At 62.1% G+C, this 13,654-nt stretch carries 16 protein-coding genes and 1 tRNA gene; 9 read left to right on the plus strand and 8 right to left on the minus strand.

The genetic code is table 11. From position 1 onward, the window contains the following. Positions 1-17 precede the first annotated feature (17 nt). The 5 genes from ACPFMJ_RS12085 (at position 18) to ACPFMJ_RS12105 (ending at position 3,963) form a co-directional block, all read left to right on the plus strand. Positions 18-566, plus strand: a complete 549-nt coding sequence (locus ACPFMJ_RS12085; protein ID WP_424360266.1) for a TIGR02594 family protein — start codon at positions 18-20, stop codon at positions 564-566. 43 nt (positions 567-609) lie between these two features. Next, complete coding sequence (locus ACPFMJ_RS12090) at positions 610-981, plus strand: hypothetical protein (protein WP_424360267.1); 372 nt, start codon at positions 610-612, stop codon at positions 979-981. Between the two features lie 4 nt (positions 982-985). Then, entirely contained in the window at positions 986-1,429 is a 444-nt protein-coding gene (locus tag ACPFMJ_RS12095) for a hypothetical protein (RefSeq protein ID WP_424360268.1), read from the plus strand. 187 nt (positions 1,430-1,616) lie between these two features. Then, positions 1,617-3,320 (plus strand): hypothetical protein, encoded by a 1,704-nt coding sequence (locus ACPFMJ_RS12100; RefSeq protein ID WP_424360269.1) that lies wholly within the window; start codon positions 1,617-1,619, stop codon positions 3,318-3,320. Between the two features lie 121 nt (positions 3,321-3,441). Then, positions 3,442-3,963, plus strand: a complete 522-nt coding sequence (locus ACPFMJ_RS12105) for a hypothetical protein (RefSeq protein WP_424360270.1) — start codon at positions 3,442-3,444, stop codon at positions 3,961-3,963. Between the two features lie 67 nt (positions 3,964-4,030). On the opposite strand, the gene ACPFMJ_RS12110 is transcribed toward ACPFMJ_RS12105, so the two are convergent. Then, complete coding sequence (locus ACPFMJ_RS12110; protein WP_424360271.1) at positions 4,031-4,255, minus strand: hypothetical protein; 225 nt, start codon at positions 4,253-4,255, stop codon at positions 4,031-4,033. A gap of 83 nt (positions 4,256-4,338) precedes the next feature. Between ACPFMJ_RS12110 and ACPFMJ_RS12115 the strand changes: the two genes are divergently transcribed. Beyond that, positions 4,339-5,535: a recombinase family protein gene (locus ACPFMJ_RS12115; RefSeq protein WP_424363853.1), complete on the plus strand. Its 1,197-nt coding sequence runs from the start codon at positions 4,339-4,341 to the stop codon at positions 5,533-5,535. A gap of 50 nt (positions 5,536-5,585) precedes the next feature. Then, positions 5,586-5,795: a hypothetical protein gene (locus ACPFMJ_RS12120; RefSeq protein ID WP_424360272.1), complete on the plus strand. Its 210-nt coding sequence runs from the start codon at positions 5,586-5,588 to the stop codon at positions 5,793-5,795. A gap of 293 nt (positions 5,796-6,088) precedes the next feature. Here ACPFMJ_RS12120 and ACPFMJ_RS12125 read toward each other — a convergent pair. From ACPFMJ_RS12125 to ACPFMJ_RS12135, 3 genes are all read right to left on the minus strand, one after another. Continuing rightward, positions 6,089-6,163 (minus strand) — tRNA-Gln (locus ACPFMJ_RS12125). A 51-nt stretch (positions 6,164-6,214) separates the two neighbouring features. Beyond that, complete coding sequence (locus ACPFMJ_RS12130; RefSeq protein ID WP_424360273.1) at positions 6,215-6,400, minus strand: hypothetical protein; 186 nt, start codon at positions 6,398-6,400, stop codon at positions 6,215-6,217. A 21-nt stretch (positions 6,401-6,421) separates the two neighbouring features. Further along, the gene (locus ACPFMJ_RS12135; protein WP_424360274.1) at positions 6,422-6,652 is read right to left on the minus strand and encodes a mechanosensitive ion channel family protein; all 231 of its coding nucleotides are present in this window, start codon (positions 6,650-6,652) and stop codon (positions 6,422-6,424) included. Between the two features lie 280 nt (positions 6,653-6,932). On the opposite strand from ACPFMJ_RS12135, the gene ACPFMJ_RS12140 reads away from it, so the two are divergent. Beyond that, positions 6,933-7,367, plus strand: coding sequence for an RrF2 family transcriptional regulator (locus tag ACPFMJ_RS12140; RefSeq protein ID WP_424360275.1), 435 nt, complete (start codon positions 6,933-6,935; stop codon positions 7,365-7,367). 51 nt (positions 7,368-7,418) lie between these two features. Here the strand turns inward: ACPFMJ_RS12140 and ACPFMJ_RS12145 are convergent, their stop codons facing one another. From ACPFMJ_RS12145 to ACPFMJ_RS12160, 4 genes are read right to left on the minus strand one after another with little or no spacing between them, the layout of a single operon-like run. After that, entirely contained in the window at positions 7,419-8,462 is a 1,044-nt protein-coding gene (locus ACPFMJ_RS12145) for a glycosyltransferase family 2 protein (RefSeq protein ID WP_424360276.1), read from the minus strand. Then, positions 8,456-9,526 (minus strand): glycosyltransferase, encoded by a 1,071-nt coding sequence (locus tag ACPFMJ_RS12150; protein WP_424360277.1) that lies wholly within the window; start codon positions 9,524-9,526, stop codon positions 8,456-8,458. The genes ACPFMJ_RS12145 and ACPFMJ_RS12150 overlap by 7 nt, the downstream gene beginning before the upstream one ends. Further along, positions 9,526-10,662, minus strand: coding sequence for a glycosyltransferase (locus tag ACPFMJ_RS12155; RefSeq protein WP_424360278.1), 1,137 nt, complete (start codon positions 10,660-10,662; stop codon positions 9,526-9,528). The genes ACPFMJ_RS12150 and ACPFMJ_RS12155 overlap by 1 nt, the downstream gene beginning before the upstream one ends. After that, complete coding sequence (locus ACPFMJ_RS12160) at positions 10,659-12,152, minus strand: lipopolysaccharide biosynthesis protein (protein ID WP_424360279.1); 1,494 nt, start codon at positions 12,150-12,152, stop codon at positions 10,659-10,661. Before ACPFMJ_RS12160 ends, ACPFMJ_RS12155 begins: the two co-directional genes overlap by 4 nt. Positions 12,153-12,313: 161 nt before the next feature. Here ACPFMJ_RS12160 and ACPFMJ_RS12165 point away from each other — a divergent pair, with 161 nt between their 5' ends. Next, positions 12,314-13,492 carry an acyltransferase family protein gene (locus ACPFMJ_RS12165; RefSeq protein WP_424360280.1) on the plus strand — a complete coding sequence of 393 codons (1,179 nt, stop codon included), beginning with the start codon at positions 12,314-12,316 and terminating at the stop codon, positions 13,490-13,492. Positions 13,493-13,654: the final 162 nt, after the last annotated feature.

Here is a 13,654-nt window from a genome sequence, read left to right on the forward strand (position 1 = left end):
CAAAATGGAGGCCCGGCATGCAAACGCCGGCTAAGTATCATCATGTCTTCGATCCTGGCGCGCCCCGGACGATCCAGGTCGCCGCAAGCCTGCTCGGCACGAAGGAAAAGCCGGGCGGCGAAAGCAACCCCGCTATTTTGAAATGGGCGGCGGAAGTCGAGCGCGCGATCGACGCGCCGATCGGCTACAGCGCCGACTCTATCCCATGGTGCGGCCTCTTCGCCGCGCTCGTCGCGACGCGTGCCGGCTGGGCGGCGCAGACGCCCAAACAACCGCTTTGGGCGCGCAACTGGCGGGCGTTCGGCGTTGCGGCCGAGCGGCCGGCTTTCGGCGACGTGCTCGTCTTCTCGCGCGGATCGGCGGGCCATGTCGGCTTTTATGTCGGCGAAGGCCCCGGCGTCTTTTACGTGATCGGCGGCAATCAGGGCGACGCCGTGTCGATCGTCGCCGTCGAAAAATCCCGCCTGCTCGCCGCGCGGCGCCCGCGCTGGCGCGTCGGCCCTCCCCCTTCCCGTCAACGCATCTGGCTCGGCTCGGCGGGGATCGTCTCGCGCGACGAGGCGTAAACCGGCCCGGCGGTTTCCGGGCTTCTCTCGAAAGGTTCGATCAATGGATAAGGTTATCGCTTCCGATCTCGTCGGCGCGCTGGTGCGCAATCTCGGCATGCCGCTGCTCATGTATCTTGCGGCGCGCGGCTTCTTCCCGGCCGAGGCCGCGAATGATTTTCTCGCGGGCGTCGTTTCGCTCACGACTTTCGTTTGGGGTCTCGTCGCCAACCGCGCGCCGGATGGCGCGATTACGCGAGACAAGTGGGCGAATGTCGTGCGCAATCTCGGCGCGCCGTGGGTTGCCTATGCGATCGGCAAGGGCTGGGTGACGAGCGAGATCGCCGAATGGTTCGTCGCTGGCGTCTCGTCGATCTCCTTCGCCGCGTGGTCGGTTTACGACAAGCGGCGGCTTGCCGCGCCTGTAGGGGCCTAATGCCATGTGGCCGGCCATCTCGGCCGCCGTGGGCTTTATCCGCGGCAATCTGCCGGCCTTGCTTCTGGCGGGGGCGCTCGCCCTCGCCTGGGGCGCCGGCCATCATCAGGCGGCGACGGCCTGCGCTGCGCGCGAGGCGGCCGCCCGCTCGGCGGCCGAGGCCGCCGCCGCAAAGGAGCTGGCGCGCCAGGAAGCCGCGACGCGCGAGCTCGCCGCCGAGGCGACGGATCGCCTCGCGCAATCGCAAGCGGCCGCGCGCCGCCAGCAAACCATTATCGACGATCTCAAGCGAGAGGATCCCGCCCGCCATGTCGCGCCCGCCGCCGCTGTCGCTCTCCCGCCTCTTTCCGTGCCGGCTTGTCCTGGCCGTATCGACGACGCTTTCGCTCGCCGCGTGCGCGCATTGGACGCCGCAGGCATGCCGCGCGGCGCTTCCCGCCGCCCCTGAGAATTTCGGCAAGCCGGTCCCGCAACCGGAGCCGAGCAAAGGCAAAAGCCTGCAAGTTTTCGGCCTTGAGCAGCGCGCCGCGACGGCCGAGGCGAATCGCCGGCTCGAAAGCGACGCCGCTTTTTATGACGGCGTGCAACGCGAATTCGGCGCGCAGTAGCAACCCCGCGACTATCGGATCTCCCCCATGATCAAGACGCTTTCGCGCGCCCTCGTGGCGCTTTTCGTGTTCGCTTCGCTCGCGCAGGCCGGCGAGGAAACTACTGCGCGCCAGGCTTACGGCCTCGCCGCGGCCGCCAAGCGCCGCCTCGTGCTGCTGACCGACGACGTCGGCGTCGACTCGACCGGCGCCGCAAATTCCGACGCCGGGATCAATCGCCTGCTCGCGGGCGGAAATGTGTATATCGCCGCGCCGTGCGGGACGTTTTTGATCGCCTCGACGGTAAAGATCGCCTCGAGCGCTTTTATCGATGGGCGTGGCGAGTGCACGGTTTTCAAGGTGTCGAGCGCCATGAGCGGCGCGGCGTCAAATTATCGGGCCGTTCTCGCGCCGACATTTGGCGGCGCTGTGTTTGAAAACGCCGATTGGATAAACGGCAATTCTGGAATTTCGCTGGCTCATTTCCAGATCGATGCATCTGCGCTTTTGCCTCAGAAAATGCACGTAATCGCCTTCTATAAGTCGAGCGGATTAACTGTCGACGGATTGACAATAAAGGGCCGAGATAACGCAGACTCGAACACTTATACGGGCGTCGCTCTTATCAATAGCTCTAGTTATTTCGTGACGCATAACCGCACGAGCGCGCTAGTAACCGCTATCGGCTCGTGGGATGGCTCGAAATATGGCTGGATTTACGCAAATGATATTGCCGGAGGATCGACCGCAAAGGCGCAAAATGGTGTCGTCGTTAATGCGATCGCAACAAACTACGCGGTAAATACAAGCGACAATATCCACGTTTTATCAAACTCGATCCACGATTTCCCGGCCTCTGTTGCGACGGCGATCGACCTAACGGGGTTGTGTTATTCTGGCGATAATCTCCCCTGCGCGTCGGGCGCCGGCCCGTTTTCGTATGGCGTGTTGAATGACTCGGAGGCGACCGGAAACACAATTTCGAATTTTGGCGGCCAGGGGATCCGCGCCGGCGAGGGGGCGCGTCTCGACGTTTTGCAAAACAAGATTATAGGGACGGGTAATCATGCGATTACGGTTAGGTCGGGCCGAGCCGGGCCGTCGATCGGAGTAAGAGTAGCAGACAATACAATTGAAAACGCGAATATGAATTCTCACTTGAATATCGATGCGATTTCGATTGGTAACAATTCATTTGACGCGCCGCTAAATACAGTTGTTAAAGATAACAATATAACTGGTTCGAAGCATCGTTACCCGGTAAGCGTCAATTCGGGCGCGGTTGGGACAATCGTTTCTGGTGGCGTTTGGGACGCGGGCACGGCCGGCGAATTTAATAACGTCGGCACGGCAACGCAGTCTGAATATAAAGTTTCGTGGTTGCCTGATCTTCGTTTCGGCGGCGCGGCTGCCGGTATGACCTATGCGAGCCGGTCGGGATGGTATCGCCGCACGGGGTTGAAGATGACTTATGTGTGCGGCAATTTCACGCTTTTGTCGAAAGGAACGTCGACGGGACCGGCGACTATTAACGGACTTCCATTTACAAGCTCATCAGACGATCAAGTTTTGCCGATCTCAAAGCATTCTAACCTTATAACTCCGCCTGAGCCTGCACCGTTTTCTGTCGTAACATCGTCGACCGCCTTTATAAAACTGTTTGTTAACGGCGCGCAAAGCGTGAATATTACAAACACGACTTTTAACGATACGTCTGGCCTTTCCTTCTGCGGGCCGCTGGCGCTGCAATAATCGAGCCGGCCGGGCGCGCCAACGCCCGGCCGTCTCTGGCCGCCTAAATGGGTTGAGCATTCAAGCGGTTGGGAAGCATTTACCCAGCCAGGGATTAAGCATCGGTTAGGGCTGGGGAGCCATGCCATTGCAAGCAACGGATCCGGGGAATACCGGCGAGCTCGCGTCGCAGCTCGTCGAAATCATCAAGCCGCTTGCGGTCGCGATCGCCGCCGGCGGAATCGGTTGGCTCACGGCGCGACGGAAAAACGAGGCCGACGCGAGGAAGAGCGAGGCCGAGGCGTCGGCCGCGCTGATCGACGCGGAAGCTAGCGCCGAGAAAACGGCCGCCGAGGCGCATGCGATCGAGGCCGACGTTATCTTGAAGGCGGCACGCCAGGTCGCCGAAATGGTGCAAGAGCAAAACCGCGGCCTTCGCAGCGAGCTCGAGGCGCTGCGCGCGGCCATGCGCGAGCGCGACGAGATGGACAAGCGCCGCGACGAGCGCGAAAGGCAATGGATCGAGCGCGAGGCCGATTTGCGCGACGAGCTCACGGCCGCTCACGCGGCGATCGCCGAGCTGCGCGCCGCTCATGACGAGCGCTCGCAAATGGTTATGGATTTCCTCGCCCCTCAAACGAAAGCGGTCGGCTTCCCTCGCTAGAACGAAACCAGAAGAACGCTCTTTGTTCTCGCCCGGCTGGCCCTGCGCCATGCCGGGCTTTTTGTTGTCATAAAGTTGCTATCAATCGGCAAACGCCTTGATTTTCAATGCTGCGCGCTTCCGGCCAGGGGAGCCTGAGCATGCGGCGGTCCAGCCGAAAGACGCAGCGGGTCAGCGAACCGGTCGAGAGTTTAGAAACGCGGGTCTCGCTTATCGCGGCGATGGCCGTCAACGCGCTGCGCATCCAATGGCGAGAGGTTTTTTGGCGCTGATCCGCCTCCAGCCTTTTCAAAAGACCTCCTCGCCCGCGCCGCCTATCGGCTGCAGGAGCAGGCCTATGGCCTCGACGCCCAGCGGGAAGCCTGCGAGGCTTACATCAAGAGCCAGGCCCATGAGGGCTGGACGCTCCTGCGCGAGCGCTTCGACGATGGCGGCCTGTCCGGCGCCTCGCTTGATCGTCCGGCGCTGCGGGAGCTTCTCAACCGCGTGCGGGGGCGGCAGATCGACGTGATCGTCGTCTACAAGGTAGACCGGCTCACAAGGTCGCTCGCCGACTTCGCCAAGCTCGTCGAACTCTTCGATGCCCATGACGTCTCCTTCTTCTCGGTGACGCAGAGCTTCAACACGACGTCCAGCATGGGGAGGCTGACGCTCAACGTGCTCCTCTCCTTCGCCCAGTTCGAACGGGAAGTGATCGGCGAGCGGGTGCGCGACAAGATCGCGGCCTCGAAGCGCAAGGGGCTCTGGGTTGGCGGTCCCGTGCCTTTGGGCTACCGCAGCGTCGACAAGAAGCTGGAGATCGTCCCGGAGGAAGCCACGCTGGTTCGAAAGATCTTCAAGACCTATCTCGACCTCGGCTCCATCGGCGCGCTCGCCAATGCGCTCAACGCGGAAGGGCTGAAGCCGAAACCCAGACGGCTCGCCAACGGCCAGGACATCCAGGCGGCCTGCTATCGCGTTGGTCCGCTCGCGCATCTCCTGAAAAACCGCTTCTATCTCGGTGAGGTCGTCTATCGGGGCGAGATCTGCCCGGGCGAGCATGCGGCCATTCTCGATCGCGAGCTGTTCGAGGCGGTGCAGCAGCGCCTCAAAGAGCAGGCCGTCGAGCGATCGAACAGGCGCTTGTCCTCGTCCGCCGTGCTTGCCGGGAAGCTCTGCGACGACCGGGGCAACCCAATGACGCCGACCTACGCCAGCAAGAAGGGGATCCGCTATCGCTACTATGTCTCCCACGCCCTGCTACAGGGGCGGAAGGCTGACGCCGGGTCGGTTCCGCGCGTCTCGGCGCAGGAGATCGAGAAGCTGATCGTCGACGCCTTGCGTGTGAACGGCGCCGTCGAGAGGGACCAATCCGATCGCGAGATCGTCGACCGGCGTTTGCGCCGGGCTGTCATTGGGCCAGACAGCATCTCAATCCAGCTCAAGACGCTCCGCGCTGCAGACGGCGCCGAGTCTGGCGCAATCGAGGCGCTCCTGATCCCCTTCGCGCCGCCGCTACTCCCGCGCAAGGGCGTCGCCCACGCGCCAGCGCGAAACGAGAGCTCTCCGAAGCGAGCAGAACTGCGCTGCTGATCGCGATCGCCAGGGCGAAGCGCTGGACGGAGGCGGCGCTCAAGGATCCCGTGTTCGACTTCGCCGTCGTCGCCGCAAAGGAGAAGCTCAGCGAGCGCTACATCCGGCTTTTGATGCCGCTGGCGTTTCTGTCGCCAAAGGTCATCGACGCCATCGCGGATGGCGAGGTTCCAGCCGACCTCACCCCCACGGCTCTCTCGCGCAACCTGCCGCTTGCATGGGGCGAGCAGGAGCAGCGTCTCGGACTGAGCCGAGGGTAGTTCAACAAGAAACGCGGCAGCGCCTGCGAGGGAAGGGGCCGACTACGGCCCCGTTTTCATTCCGGCAGGTCCGCGAGCCTGTCGGAGGTTTTTGCGAACCGGTCTCAGACGCACTCGAACCGGTCTCGGGGCCGTAATTCCGGAAATGGGAAAACGTTAATTGGAGACCGGGGCCCGAAAAGTGGCCCCAGACGCCGCCACCGGCCGGTCTCTGATTTCCGCGCCCGCAAAAGCCCACGGTATGCGGGCCTTTCGGCGGTCTTCGGCAAAGTTTCGGGAATCGGGAAACTGCGTGGCTGGGGCGGGAGGATTCGAACCTCCGTATGGCGGAATCAAAATCCGCTGCCTTACCACTTGGCGACGCCCCAAAGCGGCCCGCTCTCCATAATGCCCGGCGGCCGGCTTCGCAACCCGGCCGATCAGGCCCGGGCGCTCAGCGGGAAAAATACGGCTATCGTCCCGCCTTCCCCGAACGCGCAGCCAGGGAAGACCGCAAGCGCTTCGCCAAAATCGAACTGTTCACGATCGACAAAACCTTCGGAGGCTGGCCCGCGGCTCAGAAGAATTTCTTTGCCGACGGCGCTCCTCGCGGCGCGCGCGCCCAAGGCGCCGCCTACGCCCGCTCCTTAGAGAAAGGCCGTCGCCGAAACATAGCCCGGGGCCCAACCGAGATCGCGCCCAAGCCACGCGACGATCGCCTCAGAGAGAATGTCAGCCGCCAGGCATCCAACGCAGAGGATCGCTGCGAAGGCGATGAGATTGAACGAGAATGACAGCGCGTCCATGCTGTGGTCTCGGCCCGAATCCAGCCAGATGACATTGCCGCTCACGCGACCGGACCGCGCCATTCCAGCCATTCGGAACTCCTGCTCCGTCAACCACAGACCGCAATGGAAAGATATTCCCTCGGTAGGGAATGAAAAGCGGTTTTTAGCTATCGGATCTCAACTGCTTAGCTTTGATATGCCGCGTCTTCCGGCAGCTTGGCGCTTCGCGAGCGCAGCAGACGCGGAAAGCTCCTTGCGGCTTTCCGCCTTTTTCTCCCTATGATAGCTAGTTTGAGCGCCTGGAAAGCCTGACCGGGCAGACCCGCTTCGCTCAGGCCCAAGCGGGCGTTTTTCCCGCCTCCAGAGAAATATGCTCTCGAACAAAGCCAAATACGGCCTGAAGGCGCTCATCCATCTCGCCGCGGCGGAGGAGAAATGTCTCGCCGGCGACATCGCGACCGCCAACAACATTCCAAGGAAATTTTTGGACGCGATCCTCGTCGAATTGCGGAACGCCGGCATCCTCAACAGCCGCAAAGGCAAAGGCGGCGGCTATCAGCTGGCGCGGCCGGCCGAGAAGATCACCGTCGGTCAAATCATTCGCATCCTGGACGGCCCGCTGGCGCCCATCGCCTGCGCCAGCCGCACGGCCTATCAACGCTGCGCTGATTGTCCCGACGAAGACGCCTGTGCGATCAGGGACATCATGCTGGATGTGCGCGACTCCATCGCACTCATTCTCGACCGCACCAGCATCGCTTCACTGCGCAATCGCGGCAACCGCGAGGCCCTGCTCTTGCGGTGAGGGTCGCGACCGCGCCGAAGAGCCGGGCGCCCAAAATCCGGGACACCCCATCTAGCTGGAGGCCTCACAACTGTCTGCGGCGGAAGCTCCCTCGATTCGAGGTTGGGGAGAACCTTCCGGCGCGTCGCCGAAGATCAGTTTCCGCGCGAGCCAGCGCCTCGACGCTGACGGCAGAACCGCCATCGCGAGGAGGAAGCCGACATTCTTGACCCGGCGGACCGGGGCGATCGCGGGCTGGAACATAAACCCTCTGATCGCCGCGACGATTGTCACGACATGCGGCTGATCCGGCAGTGGACGACGACTGTAACCGCCATCCTTCGCCAGTATCAGCCAAAGCGAAGGATAGGCGCCCACAAGATGGTTGCGCGAGGGAAGAGAAGCGCCCCTCTCCCTTGCGAAGCGCTGCGCATTCTGCTGCGCCCAGTATTGGTAGTAGGCGTGATCTCCGAGATTGCGAACGGTCCTTCGGCCGGAGGTCATCGAGACATTGCCGCCATGCGTGCGATAGACGCCCAGGACCTCGTCGACATGCGCGATCTTGCCGAACACCGGCGCCGAGTAGAGGAGATAGGCGTCGACGCCGTCGCCGTCCATGCCTTCCGCGCGCGAGAGAATCGTCGTTACAAAGTCCCTGTCGAAGGCGTTGCCGCTCATCGGTGCGGATGGGTAATAGCCATTCGCAGCCAGGAATTCGGCGTGCCCGTCATCAAGAAAGGGTTCGCCCGGCCAAACTTGCGCCGGATCCCCGTTGATGCTGAGACGGTAATTGAGGCAGACGATTCCGGGGCGCCAGGCCTGCGCAATTCGCGCGCAGGCTTCCGGCAGCAACCAGTCGTCGGCGTCCAGGCTGATGACGACGCTGCCGCGCGCGGCCTCCATGCCGGTGCGAAGCGCCCTCGCCTGTCCGCCATTCTCCTTGAAGATCGCCACGACGCCGGCGCGCGATGCGATGACGTCGCGGGAATTGTCCGTGGAGCCGTCGTCGACCACGACGCATTCGACGTGCGGGTAAGTTTGCGACAGGACGGAGTCGATGGCTTCTCCGAGGAAGCGGCCATAATTGTAGTTGGTGATGACGACAGAGATCAGCATGCCCTGAACCTTCTTTCAGCCATCCGATGAGACGCCACGAGATCCAGAAGACGCGCCGCCACGCTGTCCCAGGAATATTTTTGACGATAGACCTCAACCTGCGCGCGCTCAGGCTGCGTCGCCGTTTGCAAGGCGGTCCAGATCCGCTCCGCGTTGTCGTCCTGCCTGATAAAGGCCGCCCAGGACGGCGCCACCCACCGATGGATGGGGATGTCGCTGCACACGATTGCGCGGCCGCTGACGCCGCTCTCGACAAGCGGCATGTTGAACCCCTCCGCCAGCGACAGCGACAAAAAGCAGCTTGCATGTCTGTACAGCCAGCGAAGCCCATCATCCTCGAGATCGCGCAACCATAGAAAGCGCGACGGATTGCCCATGGCCAGTTGGTCGATGCGCTCGACGACCTCCCCCCAACCTGGCCTGCCGACGAGAACGATCGGCGGCGCGTCCTTCGGCGCCTTCTGGACGAGATCGATGAGACGATCATAGTCCTTGCGCGGTTCAACCGTGCCGACTACGAGAATGAAATCGTCCGGCGCGCCGCCGGGTCGCATTGCAGGCCCGCCGACGTCGAGGCCCGGCGCATTGCCACAGCAGCCTATGTCGGCGCGACGGAACAGGGCGCGAAGATCCTCCGCTACCGGCTGCGTCGTTCCCAGTAGGTTGTCATATCGCCGCGCCATCAGATTTTCGACGTAGCGATAAAGCAGTCTCCCTTTCCATGGCATTGGCCGCTCCCATGACCAGGGAAAGGCGTCATGGGCGATCCGGCAGAGATGAACGTCGGAAAGGTGGAAGAGTGGACTGGCGGGAGCGGTCGGAAAGACAACCGCGTCCGGAGCGAGTCCTCTCCGATGAATGTTTTGCGGCAGAGACAACCAGCCGCGATAGACGTCGTCGACCATCACGAGGCCGCGCTCATCCGAGAAAGGCGTCGTGTCGCGCACGAATGCGATCGTGTCGGGCCGCACCTTCCGAACGGCTTCGAAGAGATTGACGCCATAGCGCTCGACGCCCGTCATTTCCGGGCGTCGGGTCGCGAGAATGAGATCGAAGATCAACATCAGGCGATGCCCTCGACGATGCTGCGCGGCGTGAGTCTCATGAGATCGTGCACGAGTCTCGGCACGGCATGCGAGCGCGCGCGTGACGTCATTTCAGCGGCGATCTTCATTGAGTCTATGTCGCCAGCGAGCATTTCAGACCGCACAGCGCGCATCGCCGCGAGATAAGCCTGGGCTGAATAGCGCTCGACGAAGCGAACTCCGACATTGCCGTGATAGGCGGCGCGCAAGGTCGGCAGGGTTGGAAGGATGTAGGGCCGTCCGCAGGCCAAGCCTTCCACGACAACATATGGCGAACCTTCTCCGAAGGCGGAGCACATCAAGCCGAGATGGCAGGAGCGCATCGCTTCCGCCAGCGCCTGAGGCCCGAGAAAGCCGTGATTGACGACGAGATCGGCCAGGCCTTCGCGTTCTATGGCGTCGAAATCCGCGCCGAAATAATGGAACTGGAAGTCGCCGGGCGCGAGGCGGGCGGATTCCCGGATGATTTCGAACAGGAGCTTTGGATTTTTTTGGGGCGCGATGCGGCCTCCGTAAAAGATGCGAAGCGGGTCTGCCTTCGCCAAAGGCGGCAAAGGCGCGGGCGTGAAGGATTCGTCGTACCACGCATCGAAAAAAGCGACTTTTTCGCCGAGCATCCGCAGTGCGACTTTTGGAACGCCGGATGGATCACGCCCAACGATTTGCACGCGATCTGCAAGGAAGGGCAACAGCAGGCAGCATGCGTGATGCAAGAGCCAGTGCAGGCGGTTTCCGGGGCCGGGCCCGGTGCCGTGGATCGTGACCGCGCGTTTCCCTGGAAAGAGTAAGCCGAGAAAAATATATTCGGGCCGGCTGAACTCCAGCACCTGCACATCGTTATCCTGCAGAAAAGCGCTTATCGCCTTGCGCTGCGCAAAGACGGCGCGCAGAAACTGCACCCATCGCGGCGCGCCCGTCGAGGGCTTCACGTCAAGGCCGAACAGACGCGCGGACTTTCGTGGGCCGCCTGCTGATACGAGCACAACGCGCTCGGGCGCGCCTTCGAAGATCGTCGCGACATAACGTTCAATGCCGCCCTGCGTCTCGAAGACGTCATTTTGATGAAAAAAGGCGACGCGGGGCGTGGCAGGCGTGTTTGCGCGGGCGACGTTCATATAGCCGGCTCTCTTGAAGCCCGCTGGAGCCGCTGCGCGATCAGCGCCCGGATCTCAGGGAAGAAGGCGAGGATCAGCGCGGCATAGATCGACGCGCCGACAAAGATTGCAGTGGCGACGGAGAGAGACCGAGGCGCGACCGTGACGAAACCGAGGACGACGCCCATGACGCCGCAGGCGGCGCAGATCTTGAGGATGGACCTCGCGGACGGCGCAGGGAGATCGAGTTTCGTGAAGCAAAAGGCGAAGGAGCCTATTGTCGCTACGAGCGTGCCGACAAGCATGCCTGTCGCCGCTCCGGCAAAGCCGCCGATATACAGCCCGAGCGCGCAGAACGTCACATTCAGGACCGCTTCGACAATCAGGACATATAACGCAAGGCTCTGCCGCTCGACGAGGTACATCGTCTGTTCGCAGGTATGAATGCGCAAGAAGCGCAGGCTCGCCGCGCACATTGCGATCGGCAGTACGACGATGGTGGTTTCTCGGAATTTTTCGGCGATCAGGAGCGTTACGACAGGCTCCGCGAGCGACGTCAGTCCGACGACCGCCGGCAGAAGGACGCCGAAGAGAAGGAGCCCATTGAAGGACACCTGCGCAAGGGCGCCTCTGCGGTCTCCATTTTCATAGTGCTTGACCGCAAGCGGATAGGCGGCGGCCGTCAGCAGCATGGCGAGGACGCTTGCAACTCTCTGTCCGATCCCCCAACCGACGGAGATAAGCCCCAACGCCACGGGACCGTCCATATATTGCACAAGCACGCGAATGACGTTGCCGGCCCCCCAGCCGATCACGCCCCCGATCAGAATGGGACCCGCATAGCGGCGCAACTCACCGAACAAATCCCAGTCGAAGGCGCCGAGCCCGAACCGGATTTGCTTCGTGAGCACGAGCGTGACAATGGCGAGGGCCTGGCCGATCGACTGGGCGACGAGCACGACTGCAGCTGTCGGCCCGAACGTAATAATGGCGACGATCGACAAAACCGCGCCGGCGACGGAGCCGACGAGCTGCGCCGCGGAATAGGCCAGGATCGCATGATCGGCGCGCGCCCAGTCGCTGTAATGCGCGACGAGCATCCGGGTGACGAGATAGGCCGCGGTTCCGGCGATCGTCGCCGCATCGAGCGGCAAATCCAACATGAACAGGACGGCGGGCGTGAGCGCGATCTGCAAAAGGGCGCTGAGGACCGCCATGCGCTGATCCATCGCGACGAAACGTTCCTTGCTCCGTTCGCGAAAGCGCTCCCGGAAGCGCAAAACGAAAAGCGTCCAGCCGGTCAGTCCCGCAAATGAGACGATCTCCTGCACCGAAATGATGAAGTTAACGAAGCCGAAGGTTGCGGGATCGAGAAGATGCGTCCAGGCGACCGTGGTGGCGAACTGCACCAAAGGCGGCACGAATTGCGCCGGCAGATACAGGATCGTGCTGTGCAGAAGTTTGTTGAAATGTTCCGCCATTGACGACGACCAGTTCCTGACGCGGGCCATGCGCCAGCGCCTATAATGGGCTCCGTGTATCGCACAGCCAATGCTTCTGTGCGCTCTTTGGCGCGTTCTGGATACTAAAAATGGAAATTAAAGTTTACGCGCCCGACTGCTGGCTTACTTCATGCATTTCTGCAACGCTAAATTAAGAGCCGCGCCGTCGAATGCGCGCGACTGGCAAATGCGTGCGCTACATGACTCCTAAACGTTACCTCGCCCTGGATGGGCTGCGCGGCGTCGCGGCGCTCGCGGTCGTCTTTTACCACGCGCCGTGGATCACGCATTTCTCCGATCTCCAGATCGCGAGAAACGCGTATCTCGCGGTGGACTTCTTTTTCATTTTGTCAGGATTTGTCATTGCCGCGAATTACGCTGCGGGAATCAACGATATGGGAGACCTGCGCGTCTTTCTGACGAAGCGGTTCTTTCGTCTGTACCCCCTGCACGTCGCCATCCTTCTCGCGCTGGTCGGGCTTGAAATCGTGAAATGGGCGGCGCAGGGCGAAGGCGCCTCCGACGTTGCGCCCTTCACCGGCCCCAATTCAATTCCGCTGCTTGCAGAGAATCTCCTGATGCTGCAGGGCGTCGGTCTCGAAGACCGGCTTGGATGGAACCCCCCGGCATGGAGCGTCGGGGCGGAGTGCGTCGCCTACCTACTTTTCGCCTGGGCCGCGCTTGCGGGTTTCGTAAGGCGCGGATGGCCGATCGCCGCGCTGTGTGCGGTTTCGTTCGTCGCCTATTTGATGATCGCGTCGAGCGCGGGCACGCTCGACGTGACCGGCAGACTCGGTCTTGTAAGGTGCTTGGCGGGATTTTCGCTCGGCGTGGCCGTCTGGCTCTATTCGCCGCGAAACTGGTTCGGAGCGCCTTCTGTCGCAGACGCCGCCGCTCTTCTCGCTCTCGCTATCATGGCGCTCGCGAGCGGCGGCGCGACCGTTCTCATCATTTTCGTCTTTGTCGCGCTGACTGCGACGCTCAAGGATGATTGCGGGGCCGTCGCGCGGTTGCTCGCGAGGCCGGCCGCCCAATTTTTGGGCCGCGTTTCATATTCGATCTACCTGACGCATATGCCGATCTTGTATGTGTTCAAGATCGTCCTGAAGAGGGTCGCGCATATCGCTTCTCACACGGGCCCGCATGGTCAGATGCTCGACATTGGTTCGTCCTGGCTCGGCGACGCCCTCTTCGGAACCGTAATCGTCGCCGTACTTCTCACATCCTGGATGACCTATCGCTCTATTGAAGAGCCCGGTCGTCGCTTTGGCGCGCGCTTGGTCCAGGCGGTTGAACGGAGATGCGATCGAAAGGTGGACATCGGGGAGCGCGCGCGAGCGCCAACTTAGCCGTCTTGACAAAAAGGGGGGCGTTTCATTCCTGGACGGTCGGGCATGAACGCCTTGTGTCGAAACGAAGCGGCGCAGCGTGGTCAATCAGCTCAAAGTCTTCTTGAATCAAGATGCTGCCAAACATGGCGCGTCAGTTGCTGATAAATCTTGGGGGACGTC

This window comes from Methylocystis parvus (genome assembly GCF_049675845.1).
Classification (GTDB): domain Bacteria; phylum Pseudomonadota; class Alphaproteobacteria; order Rhizobiales; family Beijerinckiaceae; genus Methylocystis; species Methylocystis parvus_A.